Source organism: Methylobacterium sp. NPDC080182, from assembly GCF_050281105.1.
GTDB lineage: Bacteria > Pseudomonadota > Alphaproteobacteria > Rhizobiales > Beijerinckiaceae > Methylobacterium.
Genome location: NZ_JBNNWO010000009.1, coordinates 73,224 through 87,606, shown reverse-complemented (window position 1 = coordinate 87,606; position 14,383 = coordinate 73,224). Strand labels below are relative to the sequence as shown.

The following is a 14,383-nucleotide window of genomic DNA, read 5'->3' as shown; positions in this document are numbered from 1 at the left end:
CCCTCACCATGCAGCCTGGAGGCCGGCGGTGAACACCTGGGCGGTGGCGCCCGGGCGGACGTCGCCGGTATAGCCCACCGACAGCCGCACGCCCGCGGCGACCGCCCCCGTCAGGCTCACCCCCAGCACCGCGCCGTCCCGGCCCAGCGCGCTCGTCCGGCCCGCGAACCCCGCCCCGAACAGGCTCGAGCGGATCACCGCCGCCGTGTCGGCCAGCTCGTGCGCCCAGTACGCCCGACCCTCAAGGCGCAGGTCCGGAATGCCCGCCAACGCCCAGCTCGTCACCCGCCCGCCGACCAGGCTGCGCGCCGCGTCGAGATCCGCCACCGCGAAGCCCTGCCCGCCGAAGCCCTGCCCGACCAGACCGCCCCGCTCGGACACCCGGCCCCGCGTCAGCCGGTCGTAGCTGAAGCCCACCTCCGGCACGACCTCGACCGGCAGGCCGGTCGCCAGCGCGTAGCCGGCAAAGCCCGACACCCCGCCGTTCCAGCCCGACGACAGGCCGCTCGCCTGCGACACCGCCGCGCCCAGCGCCACCGTCCGGTCGACCCGACCGTCCGCGTACGACACCCCCGCCGTGCCCCGCAGAACCACCGCGCCGAGTCGCGTGCTCGCGTAGAGTGTGCCGCCGTAGCTGTCGGTGGTGAACCGGCCCAGACCCGCGCCCCGCGACGTGCCGCCCTCACGCAGGTAGCTGAACGCCCCGCCCACCCGCGTGTCCGCGCCGACCTGCCGGTCGACGCCCATCAGCAGCCCGCCGGCGTCGAACCCGGCCCCCGCGGCCGCCCGGTCGCCGGCGCGCGCGCCGAACCCGTACAGCGCGTCGGCCCAGACCCGGCCCTCGCCCACCGCCAGCGCCGGCTCCGCCGCCCCGGCGCCGCCGCGCACCTGCAGCGCCGTGCGGTTCGGGCCCGGGCCCGGATCGCCCGCGCTGAACGCGCCCGCGCCCCCGCCCAGCCCGCGCTGGTGCCGGTCGATCGTGTCGGAGAGCAGCCGGCGCGCGGCGAGGTCGGTCATCACCGCGTCGCCGTAGCTCTGGCCCGACAGGCTCGCCAGGCCGCCCGGCAGCGTCGCCGGGCCGGCCGCGTAGAGCGGGTCGAACACCCGCGCCCGCGCCGCGTCCGGCCGCGTGCCGGCGGCCGGGCGGGCGAGGTCCAGCGCCGCGCCCACCGCCCGGGCGTTGCCGGTCTGGGCGAGGCCGAGACCTATGAGGTTGCCGTAGGCGGCGGGCGTGACCACGAGGTCGAGGCCGGTGGCGGCGTAGAGCGCGTCGAGGCGCGTGCCGGCCGGCAGGCCCGCCGCCGGCTGGGCGAGCCCGCTGAACGAGCCCGACAGCCCGGCCTGCGCGGTGAGCACGCCGAAGCGCTGGCCGAGCGCGGGGGTGAAGCTGTTGCCCGCGTTGCCGGTGATGCCGCGCAGCTCCGGCACCAGGGTGCCGTTGGCCGAGACCGTGCCGGTCGGGCCGAGCACCAGCAGGCGGGCGTAGCTGCCCGCGCCGGTGCCGGTGCCCGGGCCGTCGATGTCGAGGCCGAGGCTGCTGCCGGGGGCGAACGCCACCGGGCCGAGCACGGTGAGCGTGCCGGGGGAGTTGCCCGGCCGCAGGGCGCCCGCGACCGTGACCGGGGCCGCGACGGTGCCGATGCCGCGCAGGGTGCCGGTGGCCGCGACCGTGACCGGCGAGGTCCAGAGGCCGTTGAGGGAGAGCGTGCCGGCCTGGATTGTGGTCGGGCCGGAGAAGAGGCCGGGGCCGGTGAGCAGGAGCGTGCCGGGGCCGGCCTTGGTCAGGCTGGTCGGGCTCGCGGTCTCCAGGATGGCGCCGGCGTAGGTCGAGGCGGCCGCACTGGAGACCGTGAGGGCGCCGTTGCCCAGGACGGCGGAGGCCGGGCCGGCGAGGTCGGTGAGCGTGAGGGCGGTGCCGCCGAGGTCGAGGGCGCCGGTGTTGGTCAGGCCGGTCAGCCCGGCGAGCGGGCCGGTGATCTGCACGAGGCCGGTGTTGGTGAGCGTGCCGTTGAACTGCCCGGACAGGCGGGCGATGCCGGTGTTGGTCAGGTCGGCGGTGAGGGTGCCGTCGCTGGCGACGAGGCCGGCATTGCTGAGGCCGCCGGAGGCGGTGAGGCTGGCGCTCTGGGCGACGGCGACGAGGCCGGCATTGGCGAGGGGGCCGGCGAGGCTGTAGCTGCCGCCCGTGGTGACGGCGAGCGTCGCGCCGGCGGCGTTGGCGAAGGGGCCGGTGCCGGCCAGGGATCCGGCGACGGCGAGCAGGCCGGCATTGTTGGCGATGGGCCCGTCGATGCGACCGGCGCTGGCGAGCACGGTGCCGGCATTGGTCAGGCCGCCGCTGATCGTGCCGCTGGTGGCGAGGAGGCCGGTGTTGGCGACGCCGCCGCCGATGGCGCCGCTGTTGCTCAGGATGCCGCTGCTGATGACGCCGCCGGCGATCGCGCCGGTGTTGAGGGCGGTGCCGGTGTTGGTCAGACCGCCCGCGAGGGTGCCGGCGTTGATCAGGCTGCCGCTGTTGGTCGCGCCGCCGCCGATGGTGCCGGTGTTGAGGGCCGTGCCGGTGTTGGTCAGGCCGCCCGCGACGGTGCCGCTGTTGGACAGCGTGCCGCTGTTGGCCACGCCGCCGGCGATCACGCCGCTGCTGAGCGCCGTGCCGGCATTGGTCGCACCTCCGGAGATGGTGCCGGTGTTGATCAGGAGGCCGGCATTGCTGACGCTGCTCTGGGTCCAGCCGGCATTGAGATAGGTGCCCGCACTCTGGACGGAGACCGGTGAGGTCAGGCTGCCGCTGGCGGACAGGAACAGGGTGCCGCCGGCGACGGTGGTCGGTCCGGCATAGGTGTTGGTGCCGGCGAGTTCGAGGGTGCCGAGCCCGACCTTGGTCAGGCCGCCGACGCCGGAGATGGCGTTGGCGAAGCGGCCGTAATAGGCCTGTCCGTTGTAGGTGGTGTTGACGGTCCAGTCGGAGGTGAGCTGGCCCGGGCCGTCGATGGCCTTGCCGAGGTTGAGCAGGCCCCAGCCGAAGGTGGCGTTCGGGGCGTTGGCGGGCCCGTCGCCGAGATGGGTGGCGGTGGTGAACATGGTCTGGGCGATCTGCGGCGCCGTCAGGAACGGGAACGCCTGGAACAGCACGGCTGCAGCACCGGCCACGTGCGGTGCGGCCATCGATGTGCCGCTCTTGAGCCCGTAATTCGGGTCGTTGGGATTCTCACCCGATCCCATTCGGAGGGTTGAGTAGATGTCGACCCCCGGTGCGGACATGCACCAGTTCTTGGCGACGCCGCACAGATTACTGAAATCCGCGACGTTGTTGTTGCTGTCCAAAGCGACCACCGAAACGACGTACCCGTCGAGGCCGGAGAATCTGATCTGACTTTGGTCTACCGGATTTCCCGCATTGTCGACGAAGCGGTACACTCCCGCATTCGCGTTCTCTGGGCTGACATACGGAAAAAGCCCGCCGTTGATCGGGTTTTTATAGCTGGCTTGATTGTAGATCGTATGCTCGTTTCCGGCGGCTCGGACCATGAGCACGCCCTTCGCGGCCGCGTACTTCATGGCGTCGTACTCGGCCTGCGCTCCGCTCAATGTATAGGTCTGGTAGGACGTTCTCTCGTAGCGAAAATCGTCCCCGAAGCTGCCATTCAGAACCCGGGCACCCCGATCTGCCGCATACCGCGTCGCTTCATTGACGTATCTGAGATCGACCGCGGCGAGGATCGTGCTGTCGAAAGCGACGCCCATCATGCCCCGGCCGTCGAAACTCGCCGCCACGGTGCCGGACACGTGCGTGCCATGCCCCCCGATGGGATCATCGGCGGTGGGAAGGTCGGTGTCGCGGAGCCGCGTCTCGCCGGGGATGAAGTTCCGCGACGCCGGCGAGATGCGGCCGATGAATTCAGGATGTGTCGGATCGATCCCGCTGTCGACGACAGCCACCAGAACGCCGAGGCCCGTGAAGCCGCGCGCATAGGCCGTGGCGGCATCGATCTTGGCCAGCCCCCAATCGGCTCGATACTCCGGCATCCGGATGAAATCCGCTGCCGTCAATCCCGCGGTCGAGGGTGATCGCGCCGGCAGGCTCTGTCCAACCACAGGTCCCAGAGCGAGTGCGAGCACGCCCAGCGAGGCGCCGATCAGCAATCCCATCCGCAGACGGCCGCGCTTCCGCGTTCCGGAGCCGATACCTCTGCTCGGATCACAGGATCCGGTCACGGGCCCCGAACCGATATACTGTCGGACCATCGAACTGACCCCGGTCACGCCTGTCGCAAGCTTTGCGCGGGGCTTAGAAAATGCGGCCTCAACGAACTATCACATCGGGGCCACACTCGGCGTCGCGCGCGACAGCTTGAAACGGGGATCCCCCTTTCTGGAACGGATAGCCCCCCGGCAAGTGCGAGCTTGGGCCGAGCGCCGCGGTTCAGTGCGGCCAGATCGGGTCGGAACACCCGCGGGCGCAGCGTTCGATCCCCGCCACGTCGGACGGCTCAGCGTCGGTCCGGATCCGCGAGGCACGCAATCCAGGCGCGTGCGGCCGCCCTGTCCAGCGGCCCCGCGCATGACCGCCGAGCTCCGGAGGAGGTCTCATGCGATTCCTGGGGGCGGCGGCCGTTCGGATCGGCCCGTGCGGTCAGGCGACCGCCCGGAGCAAACCGAAGCGTAGCGGTTCGAAGGACGCACAGGAGCGGAATGGCGTTGTGACACGGCCGGACCATAGGATCGGGATCGCGGCGACCGGCTCGGCTTTCTCGGCGCCGCGACCGGCCCGCGCCCGCCATGCGGCCACAGACACAGGCGGAAGGTTCGCGCGGCGGTAAAGCGGCGGGCCGACGCCCGCCGATACCCCTCCGGTCCCGGCCGCCCGGAGACGGTCGGCGCCGCGCGCGTCATCGTCCGACGATCCTACCAGCGATAGGTGAGCGTCCCGAACACGCTCCGGCGGAACCCCTCGAAGACGTAGCCGGTGTAGAAGCCCGACGTGAAGTACCGCTGGTCGAAGATGTTGTTGGCGTTCACCGACAGGATTGCGCCCTTCCAGGCCGGGTTCAGCTGGGCGAGGTCGTAGTTCAGCGAGGCGTCGACGAGGGCGTAGGCCGGGATGCGATCGACGTTGGTGGCGTCCGTCCGCTCGCCGACGTAGCGCACGCCCGCCCCCGCCCGGAAGCCGGCGAAGGGCGAGTTCAGCGGGAAGGTGTAGTCGGCGAAGAGGGACAGGGTGTTGTCCGGCGCGTTCGGCAGGCGCTTGCCGACGAGCGCGGGGTTGGTCGCGTTCCGCGTGACCTTCGTGTCGAGGTGGGCGTAGCCGAAGATCAGGTTGAACCCGTCGAACAGGCTCGCCTTGCCCTCCAGTTCGAAGCCCCGTGACTCCGCCGCGCCGGTCACGATGAAGAAGCCGGGGTTGCGGGGATCGGCCAGGGGGATGTTGGTCTGCGTGATCTCGAAATACGACGCGGTGACGAGCGCGTTGGTGCCGACCGGCTGCCACTTGACGCCGCCCTCGATCTGGCTGGCCTCGCGGGGCGGCAGCGCCGACCCGTCCGCCCGCTGGCCGGCGATCTGCGGGTTGAACGACGTCGAGTAGGCGGCGTAGGGCACGATTCCGGCGGCGAACTCGTAGCCCAGGGCGGCCCGGTAGCTCAGGGCCGAGAAGTTCTGGTTGTCGACCGTCGTCCGGTTGAGGGTCGCGACCGGCAGGTTCGGGAAGTTGAAGGTGGTCCGGACCTGCTGGTCGACCCAGTCGTTGCGCAGGCTCCCCGTGAGGATGAAGCCGTTCCACTTCATCTGGTCCTGGACATAGGCACCCGTCTGCTGCTGGAGCGCCCGGGTCGAGACGTTCGTGCGCTGCGGGAAGGCGATGCCGAGGTTGTAGACCGGATTGTACAGGTCGATCAGGCGGTTCGCGGCGATCGTCGGGTAGCCGTTCGGGAAGGTCCGCGCGTCGCGGCGGTAGTAGTTCTGGAAGCCGACGCCGAAGACGACGTCGTGCTGGACGTCCCAGGTGTCGAAGCGCCCCTGGATATAGTTGTCGGTCAGGAGCCCCTGGCTCGACTGGTCGCGCAGGTACGGGAAGACCGAGACGGCGAGGAAACCGGGCGGCGTGAAGGCCGGGCTGGCGCCGACCGCGTCGAACTTCGAGGTGGTCTCGTAGGCCCGGAAGGCGGAGTGCAGCAGCCATCCCGGCGCGAAGCTGTGGTCGAGGATGTAGCCGATCTCCTTGTTCTCCAGGAGGCCGGTGTTGAAGTTCGGCTGCCCGACGAACGGGCTGCGCGGGAAGAAGCCGCGCGCGCTCGGCAGGATCGAGCCGACGATCGGCAGGCTCTGCTCCGAGCCGCCGCCGCGGTACTCGGCGTACTTGCCCAGCACCGTGAGCGACGTGTCGGCGTCCGGCCGCCAGGTCAGAGCCGGGGCGATGAAGGTCCGGTCATCCGGCGTGTACTTGACCTGGCTGTCGGCGTTGCGGACGAGGCCGGTCACCCGGTAGGCGAATTGCGGCGCCCCCTCGACCGGGCCGGACAGGTCGAAGCCGGCCTGGACGCGCCCGTAATTGCCGCCCTGGATGAACACCTCGTTGAACGGCACGAAGGTCGGGCGCTTCGAGACGAGGTTGATGATGCCGCCCGGCTGGCCCTGGCCGTAGAGGACCGAGATCGGCCCCTTCACGACGTCGATGCGCTCGTAGGCGTAGGGCTCGATGTTCTGGTCGAACGAGTTGAAGCCGTAGCGCAGGCCGTCCTCGTAGACGCTGTCGAAATTGTTGGCGTTGAACCCGCGCAGCGTGAAGGTCGGACCGCCCTGGCCGCCGGGATAGTCGACGGCCTGGACGTTGGGCGTGTAGGCGACCGCGAGGTTGACGTCCTGCACGCCCCGGACATTCAGCTCGTCGCGGGTGATGACGCTGACGGTGGCGGGCGTTTCCAGGATGGAATCGTTGCCCTTCGAGCCCGCCGTTGACCGGGTCGCGACGAAGCCCGTCGTCCCGAAGGTCGGCTGCTGGGCCTCGACCGAGAGCTCGTCGAGGGTGACCGACGCGGCGGCCGCCCCGACCGGCGTCAGCGCGTTCGAATCCCCCGGCGGCAGGGACGCCTGGGCGTAGCGCGGGTTCACGAGCGTGATCGTCGCGTGCTTCGCCGCGCGGTAGGTCAGCCCCGTCCCGTCGAGCAGCTGCGTCAGCGCCTCCAGGGGCAGGACGTCCCCCTCGACGCCCCGCGTCGCGATGTTCTCGGTCAGCGCCGTCCGGTAGGCCAGCGACAGGCCCGTCCGCGCGATGAGGCTCGCCAGGGCCGGCTCGAGGGGGCCGGGCGCGATCGAGAGCCGGACGCGCCGCTCCGAGAGCGCGCGCGGCGGCGCGGCATCGCCAGTCGCGACGGGCACGATGTTGAGCCGCTCGCCCGCCCGCACGAAGGTCGGGGTGATCGAACGGTCCTGCGCGGCCGACGCCTGCCCGAGCGCGATCAGGGACGCGCTCGCCAGGGCTGCACCGCGCCATGGACCGCCCGGCGCGCGGCCGAGCGTGCCGCCAAGATCCCACACTGCCATTCATGCCCCCGTTCCGCGGAGGGCGGCGCGCTCGGCGCGCGCTCCGTGGCCCTCACGGACAAACGACAATCGAGGCGCGAAACTCCTGACCTCCCCGCGTCGGTTTTTTTCGCCTCGTCAGGCCGGCGGCCTGACGAGGACGAGGTACGGGGTCAGGCGCGTGACGCGCAGGCCCATCGTCGCGGCCAGAACGTCGAGCGCGTCGTCGGTGTCGCGGATGTCGAGCGTCCCGCTGAAGCGCTGCGCGCCCAGCCCCGAACTGAGCAGGACGATGCGCCCGCGCCGATAGCGGTTCAGGTCGGCCACGACCGCGGCGAGGGGCTGCCCCGTGACGACGAGCTTGCCCTCCCGCCACGCCGTGGCGCGCCCCACATCGCCGCGCTCGACCATCAGATGGCCGTCGGCGCTCCGGAGGGCGACCTCGCCGGCTCCGATGGTCACGGCGCCCGCGGTCGTCGACGCGTCCACGCGCCCCTCCGCCACGCCGACCGGTTCGGCGTCCCCGCCGGCCCGGACGAAGAAGCGCGTCCCCACAGCGCGCACCCGCAACCCGCCGCCGTAGACCACGAAGGGTCGGGCGCTGTCGGGCACGACATCGAACACCGCCTCGCCGCGCAGCAGGTGGACGTCGCGCGCGGCGTCCGTGAAGTGCAGGGCGAGCGCGGTGTCGGTGTTGAGGGCGGCGCGGCTGCCGTCGGGGAGCCGCGCCGTCTCGATGTCCCCGATCCCGGTCCAGACGTCGGCGCGGACACGGTCGAGGATCCCGCTCTCGTAGGTGATGAATCCGGACAGGCCCAGCGCTGCCGCGAGGCCGACGAGGCGCGTCGGCGGCGGCCGCCTGCGCCGGCGCGTATCGGGCACGCGCCCGGCGATGCCCCGCCACGCCTCCATCTCCACGTAGGCCTCGGCATGGGCCGGGTCGGCGGCGCGCCAGGTCTCGAAGGCTGCCCGGTCGGCGTCGGTCGCGTCGGGGGAGGACAGGCGAACCACCCAGAACGCGGCCCGCGCGTAGATCGGGTCGTCGGCGGCCTCGTCGTCGCCCGCGGGCTTGCGCTCCTCCTCCATGTCGACCCGCTGCCCGCTCCGCCCGTCCGACCTATGAAGACCATCGAGGCCGCGAACTCCTGACGTGCCCGATCAGAAAAACTCGTGACACGCGCGACGAATGTGCAGCAGCGCCTTGATGAGGTGCTTCTCGACCATGTTGCGGCTGACGCCGAGACGGACGGCGACCTCCCCGTTCGAGAGGCCCTCGACGGTGCTGAGCAGGAACGCCTCCCGGCAGCGCGGCGGCAGCCCGTCGATCGTTGCCGCGACGAGGCGCAGCTGCTCGCGGGCGATCACCTGCGTCTCGGTCTGGGCGTGCCCGTCCACGACGCTCGACAGTTCGAGATCGGTCATGGATCGGAAGAGGCGCGCTTCGAACCGGCGGCGCTTGCCGAGATTGGCGGCGACGTTGCGCGCGAGGTGGAACAGGAAGAGGCGCGGATGCTCCAAGTCGGTAGTCGTGAGTGCTTTGACGAGGCGAAGATACGTCTCCTGCGCGGCGTCGGCTGCGTCGGCAGGGTTCCCGAGTTTGCGAAGAAGGAACCGCTGGAGGTTCAGGTTCTCACTGCGATGTAGGGCATCCAATGATACCGCCGCCATAACTCCAATCCTCAGGTGCCTCGCCGACGCACACGAGCGCGCGGCGCCGACCGATTAGACTGTCACGCCGAGGATAGATGCAAGCGTTCTGAACGCTTTTAGCCGATCTAAACTGATGCACCTGCTCTCAGCCAAACGCTTGTTCGGCCGCAGCGAAACAGCGATGCGAATGCAGGGCCTTGAACTGGAATAGTTCTAGTAGAACGGCTGTTTTCCATGTTCTGTTGCAAATCTGCGGCATGGATCGGGGCATGCCGGTGGCGTTCTGGGACCCGGCTTCGCGCCGTTCGTGGTCGAGACGCGCTCAGCGTCCCGGGGCGGCCTTCCGTCAGACGTCGAACGCCCACGTCCTCGACATGGTGCTCGAACCCAGCCGATCGCGGAGCCGCCCGTTCCGGCCACGCACCTTCGCCCCGCAACGCGGCCTGCACTCTGGCGCTGCGAGGGCCTGAAAAGGGTCGGACTTGGTCCGTGCGGATATTTATCCGCTTCGCTACATCTGCCGTCCCACAGCAAAAATGGCGGCATTCCACCCGGAGCCGCCCTTCGGCTGTCGGTCCATCTCAGACGGCTACGCCCGTGGTGGGGAAGCCGACAGGCGGACGTTCTGATCTCCTGGCCGTATCATGGAGGTGCGGTGCGTGACCGCGATGATGGTCAACCCGTCAACAAGGTCACGTAAGCCGTCCATGATGTGCCGCTCGGTCTCGTCGTCGAGGGCCGAACTGGCTTCGTCCAGAACGAGAATCGCCGGTTCGCCGTAGAGCGCCCGCGCGATGGCGATGCGTTGCCGTTCACCGCCCGACAGCTTGAGGCCCCGTTCGCCCACGACGGTCTCAAACCCTTCCGGCATGGCCTCGATGCGCGTGAGGATGGAGGCCTGCGCGGAGGCCCGGCGGAGGCGCTCCGCGTCGAACGGACGGCCCAGCACGATGTTGGCCGACAGCGTATCGTTGAGCAGTGTCACTTCTTGCGGCACGACGCCGACATGGTTGAACCAATCATCGCTCGCGATGCGAGTCAGGTCGGTTCCGTCGGCGAAGATGTGGCCGCCGCTCGGATGCAACCCCTTCAACAGCAGGCGAACGACGGTTGATTTGCCTGCACCGGTCTCACCCGTAAGGAAGGTCGGCGTGCCGCGGCGAGCGACGAAGGAGAGGTCGGCAACGCCACGACCATTGGCGTAGCGAAAGCTGACGTTCTCGAAAGCGACGATGCCGAGGGACGGCCGGTAGGGCAGCGGATCGTCGGGCTCGAGCTCTTCCGGTGCTCTCCACATCATCGCTAAGGGCCGGAAGCGGGCCGCTGCTTCGACCGACTCCTTGATGGCCATGCCGACCATGTGGAACGGCTCATTCAACTGGATCAGCAACGTGTTGAAGAGCACGATGCCGCCAATCGAGATCAGGCCGCCCTCGAACCGGGGAACGAGGATCAGGAACGTGACGGTCAACTGCAAGGCTGCAGCGATGCCCAGAAGCCCACAGAAGGCGCTGCTCACCAGCGCGTAGCGCCGCAAATTCGCGAAGGCATCACCCGCGCTGGCAGTAAAGCGCTCGGTGATCCATCGTTCGCCGCGTGTCTGGCGCAGGGTGTCGATGACGGCGATGGCGTTGCCGACCAGGCGCGCATTGGCCTGACTTTGATTCATCGCCTCATTGAGAGCGGGTTTGACTTTGCCGATACGCGTGTAGTCGAGCGCGATCACGACCACGCCGTAGATGAATATGATCAGGGCTATGTCCCAGCTGACGAGGTTGCCGAGGACTAGGACGCTGAAGGCGATCTGGACGCATCCAGGGAGCAAGCCTCCGAGCCCGAGCTGGGTGATGAGGTTCAGCGTCTGGGTTCCCTGCTGACGGGCAGTCCCGATCTCCGCGGCGTTGTGCTCCAGGAAGAAGGCTGGCGTCTTGTGTAGGAGGCGCGCAAAGAAGGCCGTATTTGCAATGAACGATAGACGCTCCGCGCAAAGCACGATCAGGAACCGTGATCCAATGCCCAGAGCTTTCGCGCATCCGAACAGGAACGCGTAGGACATGAGGAGCGGGAGCGCGTCGGACCGCACTTGTCCGCGGGCCAGATCGTCGACGGCGCGTGAGAAAAGGTACGGAGCCGAGATCGAGGCCAATGCACCGAGCAAACTGGCCGAGATCACCGCGATGGTCGTCAGGCGGGCGTCACGCCAGTAGGCTCGCAGCAACGCGTTCAGAATCGATATCATTCGAAATTGCCAGGGAAAATCCTGAGGGCGATCTTCGAATCCCTCGCAAGCTTGAGGAATGCAAGATTTTTCGCGGCAATCCGCGACTGGACCTGTCCGCCGCGATGCATCCGCCGTCCGGGAGAGGACGGGCAAGAAGCCAACTATCCCGAATATTTGCCCTGTTCTGCCCTATGACCGGATGACGAACGAATACCCGATATCAACACGCTGCATGTCCAGCGCGGGATACATCACATACTACCATGCCAATCGATTATCCCTCACGCAATCCGGAAATTCGACCTGCTCCGATCCAAGCATCAATACAAGTTCTATTTTACGGAAAACCGGAATGAACCAATAGGACCTGAGTACGAGAGCACCGCTTGACGCAGATCTGCACGCGATTCAATTGGGTTTCCCATCTTCCGCGATGTCGGCCGTGAGCGGGCCGGCGGCCATTTCCTCGATGTGTTCAATCGCGGCTTTCAGACTTATGAACGCGCCCAACGGGCCGCGCAGGTGTACGACTATCTTTCGCCGACTGATCGGCGTGCCGTCCGCGCTGGGCTCGGAGAGCATCATCTCGAGAGCGAGGCGACCGACGCCTCCTCCGACGCCATGCGTCGATGTGGCTTCGAAGTAGATGACGGGAGCTTCGAGAGTACCTTCGACCTCACTGGGGACGATCGGAACGGAGCTGATCTTGGGACGGCTGGTCAACGGTGTGTCTCCGGTGTTGGCCGCGTCGATGGTGCAACCGGCCACATTGAGCACGCCATGCGGGCGTGCGCCTTCGCCGATGTCCTTCCATCGCTGCCTGTTCGACCTCCTCTGTCGCGTGCCAACGGTCGCCCGACAGAGCCACGATGCGCCCCTATTCAAAAGTGTCGGGACGATCACCGTCTCCCTGAGAGAGCGAACAGAGGACGAGCGTCACCTGGATCGAGAGGCGGACCGTCGATCCTGAGCAGCAAATGCTCCGGCGATGGCACCGCCCCACCCTCCACTTCGAGAGTTCCGCTCACGGGATGACAAAGGGATCCTCGAAGCCGTCGGGATACGTCGAGCAGGCCGGGGCGTCATTGAGCTTCCGACACGGCCATTGCGATCGGGCAATTCGATCGACGAGCTCGAAACGAGAACCGGTCCAGTGGACGAAACCGAAGTGGGCCCAAGGGCCCGCGGCCTTCGGATCGTCCTTCTCGAGTGGTGGCGAGTCAGGATCGAATTCCATGATCCAGCGCATGGTGGGCGCATAAGGCAGCTTGTCGTCGAGCAGAAACAGGACGCTGCCGCCGTACTTCGTCTGACGCACGCGGTCGTCGGAGCTCAGGACCGGATCCGTCGGCAGCACGTCCGCACTGACATCCCGCAAGGCGCCGTCGGCAGCGAACCGAAAAGCCTTCCGACCCATGCCGTTGTGGCAATCCAACCCCGCCTCACCCTGATCGCATCGTACGGGCCAGATCAGGTACACGGTGTCTCGGGGGTCCGCTCCCTCGAAGCTGCGGACCATGAACGCGCCGGCCCCCAGCGTGAAGTCAGGACGGCGCCCGAAGCCGGGAGCCGCCAGGTAAAAAGCTTTGCGCAGATCCTCACGGCGCGTGTCACGTTCGAGGTCGAACGCTCGGACAGGGAGGGCCAAGACAGCGTGTGCCACATGCTCAGGAGCCGGGCCGAAGCAGTGATCGTCGAAATGAAGCGCGAGGAACGAGGTCCCTCCGCCCGCGTCGTGGGGCTTGCAGATCGCCCCCATGGCCCGCCCAACCTCGAGGGGCATCCACGGACTTGGCATGATCGCCGGGACCCGAGGAAAGACGGGCTCGGCGTCAAACAGCTTCATGGCCGCGGGACGCACGATGGCCCCACGTGCGTCACCCAGTCCCGGAGCATGCCCTCGCGCGCACCCAATGCTGTAAAATCCGACCAGTGATGCGGCCACAAAGAGACGGGATAAGGATTTCATCCGACGACCTCGTCGCACGTCCGCGAATAAGCGATGTCACCAGCTATGGTTCAGCAGGAAATCGGCCCTGTATGGTAGTCAAAAGTTAGGTTTGTTCGTTGCTGCGAGCCACCAGCGTTCCCGCTCTGACTTCGGCAACCGTCGCAGACCCGTCGGACAAACCCGAGTCCGCGCAGCGCAAGCGCCTGTGTTTCTGTACGCCGCGCAACAGGCGTCGTCACGCCACGGCGATGAGCTAGTCCGCTGACAAGCTCATCGAGGTCTATGGTTTTGCGGGCCTGCGCCGTCACCCGCAGTGAACCGCGGCGGCTTTCCCGGAGCCTGTCCGGTTCGGGTCAGGCGGCCAAGGCTCGGACCTCGGCTTCGGCAGAAGCGGCGGGTTTCCGTCTCGGCGGAAGGCAGCGTGCCGATCGGTTCGAGCGGCCGCCGGTGGTTGAACCAGTCGACCCATTCGAGGGTGGCGTACTCGACCGACTCGAACGAGGGCTCAAGATCTCACGCCGCAGCGTCCATCGCGCCCTACAGGACGCAGCATCACCGGAATCGCTCGGGCCGTCCCCGCCCCTCGAATGACTGGTCGGGCCGCTCGCGCCCCTCGTGTGACTGTACCATCGGGCTCCAGAAGCCATCCGGCGACCAACTGTGCGGCTGCACGGGAACATGGCCGCCGTCCCAGTTGCGAGGCCTCATGTCAGCGATCAGCCTCGACCCAGTGTCGTAGCGGTACATCTCACGGCGGTCGCCATCGGCGCGGCGTCGCACCGCGCTCAAGTCCGTGGTGATGTCGATGGGAGCCTTCTTCTGGGAAGCGCTGCGCGGCGCGCGCTTCGCGGTCACGGGCTTCGCATCGAAATAGTCACGGTAATCCCCGTACGACTCGACCGCCATCGCGCCGACCGTCGATCCGAGAAGTATGGCGGCTGCGAGCAACGTCTTCACTATCCCACACCTTCTGCATGCACGGTGGCGTCTAGCAGATCCGCGTTTACATCGGCCCGCCGAACTGTGTAGGATTGTAGGCGATC

8 protein-coding genes and 1 pseudogene are annotated in these 14,383 nt (G+C 68.2%); all 9 read right to left on the bottom strand.

Annotated elements, in window-relative coordinates; translation table 11 throughout:
- Positions 1 to 3: 3 nt before the first annotated feature.
- The 9 genes and pseudogenes from ACQKQD_RS16780 to ACQKQD_RS16740 all read right to left on the bottom strand — a co-directional run bounded on the left by ACQKQD_RS16780 (position 4) and on the right by ACQKQD_RS16740 (position 14,297).
- Positions 4 to 4,026: a S8 family serine peptidase gene (locus tag ACQKQD_RS16780; RefSeq protein ID WP_427508932.1), complete on the bottom strand. Its 4,023-nt coding sequence runs from the start codon at positions 4,024 to 4,026 to the stop codon at positions 4 to 6.
- An 879-nt stretch (positions 4,027 to 4,905) separates the two neighbouring features.
- The gene (locus ACQKQD_RS16775; protein WP_427508931.1) at positions 4,906 to 7,539 is read right to left on the bottom strand and encodes a TonB-dependent siderophore receptor; all 2,634 of its coding nucleotides are present in this window, start codon (positions 7,537 to 7,539) and stop codon (positions 4,906 to 4,908) included.
- Between the two features lie 117 nt (positions 7,540 to 7,656).
- A complete protein-coding gene (locus tag ACQKQD_RS16770; RefSeq protein WP_427508930.1) occupies positions 7,657 to 8,604 on the bottom strand; it encodes a FecR family protein in 948 nt (315 codons plus the stop codon).
- 72 nt (positions 8,605 to 8,676) lie between these two features.
- The gene (locus tag ACQKQD_RS16765) at positions 8,677 to 9,186 is read right to left on the bottom strand and encodes an RNA polymerase sigma factor (protein ID WP_056524283.1); all 510 of its coding nucleotides are present in this window, start codon (positions 9,184 to 9,186) and stop codon (positions 8,677 to 8,679) included.
- Positions 9,187 to 9,757: 571 nt separating this feature from the next.
- Positions 9,758 to 11,407, bottom strand: coding sequence for an ABC transporter ATP-binding protein (locus ACQKQD_RS16760; RefSeq protein ID WP_427508929.1), 1,650 nt, complete (start codon positions 11,405 to 11,407; stop codon positions 9,758 to 9,760).
- Between the two features lie 390 nt (positions 11,408 to 11,797).
- Positions 11,798 to 12,112, bottom strand: coding sequence for a hypothetical protein (locus tag ACQKQD_RS16755; protein ID WP_020095892.1), 315 nt, complete (start codon positions 12,110 to 12,112; stop codon positions 11,798 to 11,800).
- A gap of 301 nt (positions 12,113 to 12,413) precedes the next feature.
- Complete coding sequence (locus ACQKQD_RS16750; RefSeq protein ID WP_427508928.1) at positions 12,414 to 13,235, bottom strand: hypothetical protein; 822 nt, start codon at positions 13,233 to 13,235, stop codon at positions 12,414 to 12,416.
- Positions 13,236 to 13,693: 458 nt separating this feature from the next.
- Positions 13,694 to 13,841: pseudogene (locus ACQKQD_RS16745) on the bottom strand (IS3 family transposase); the annotation flags it as partial.
- A 51-nt stretch (positions 13,842 to 13,892) separates the two neighbouring features.
- Positions 13,893 to 14,297, bottom strand: coding sequence for a hypothetical protein (locus ACQKQD_RS16740; RefSeq protein ID WP_427508927.1), 405 nt, complete (start codon positions 14,295 to 14,297; stop codon positions 13,893 to 13,895).
- Positions 14,298 to 14,383: the final 86 nt, after the last annotated feature.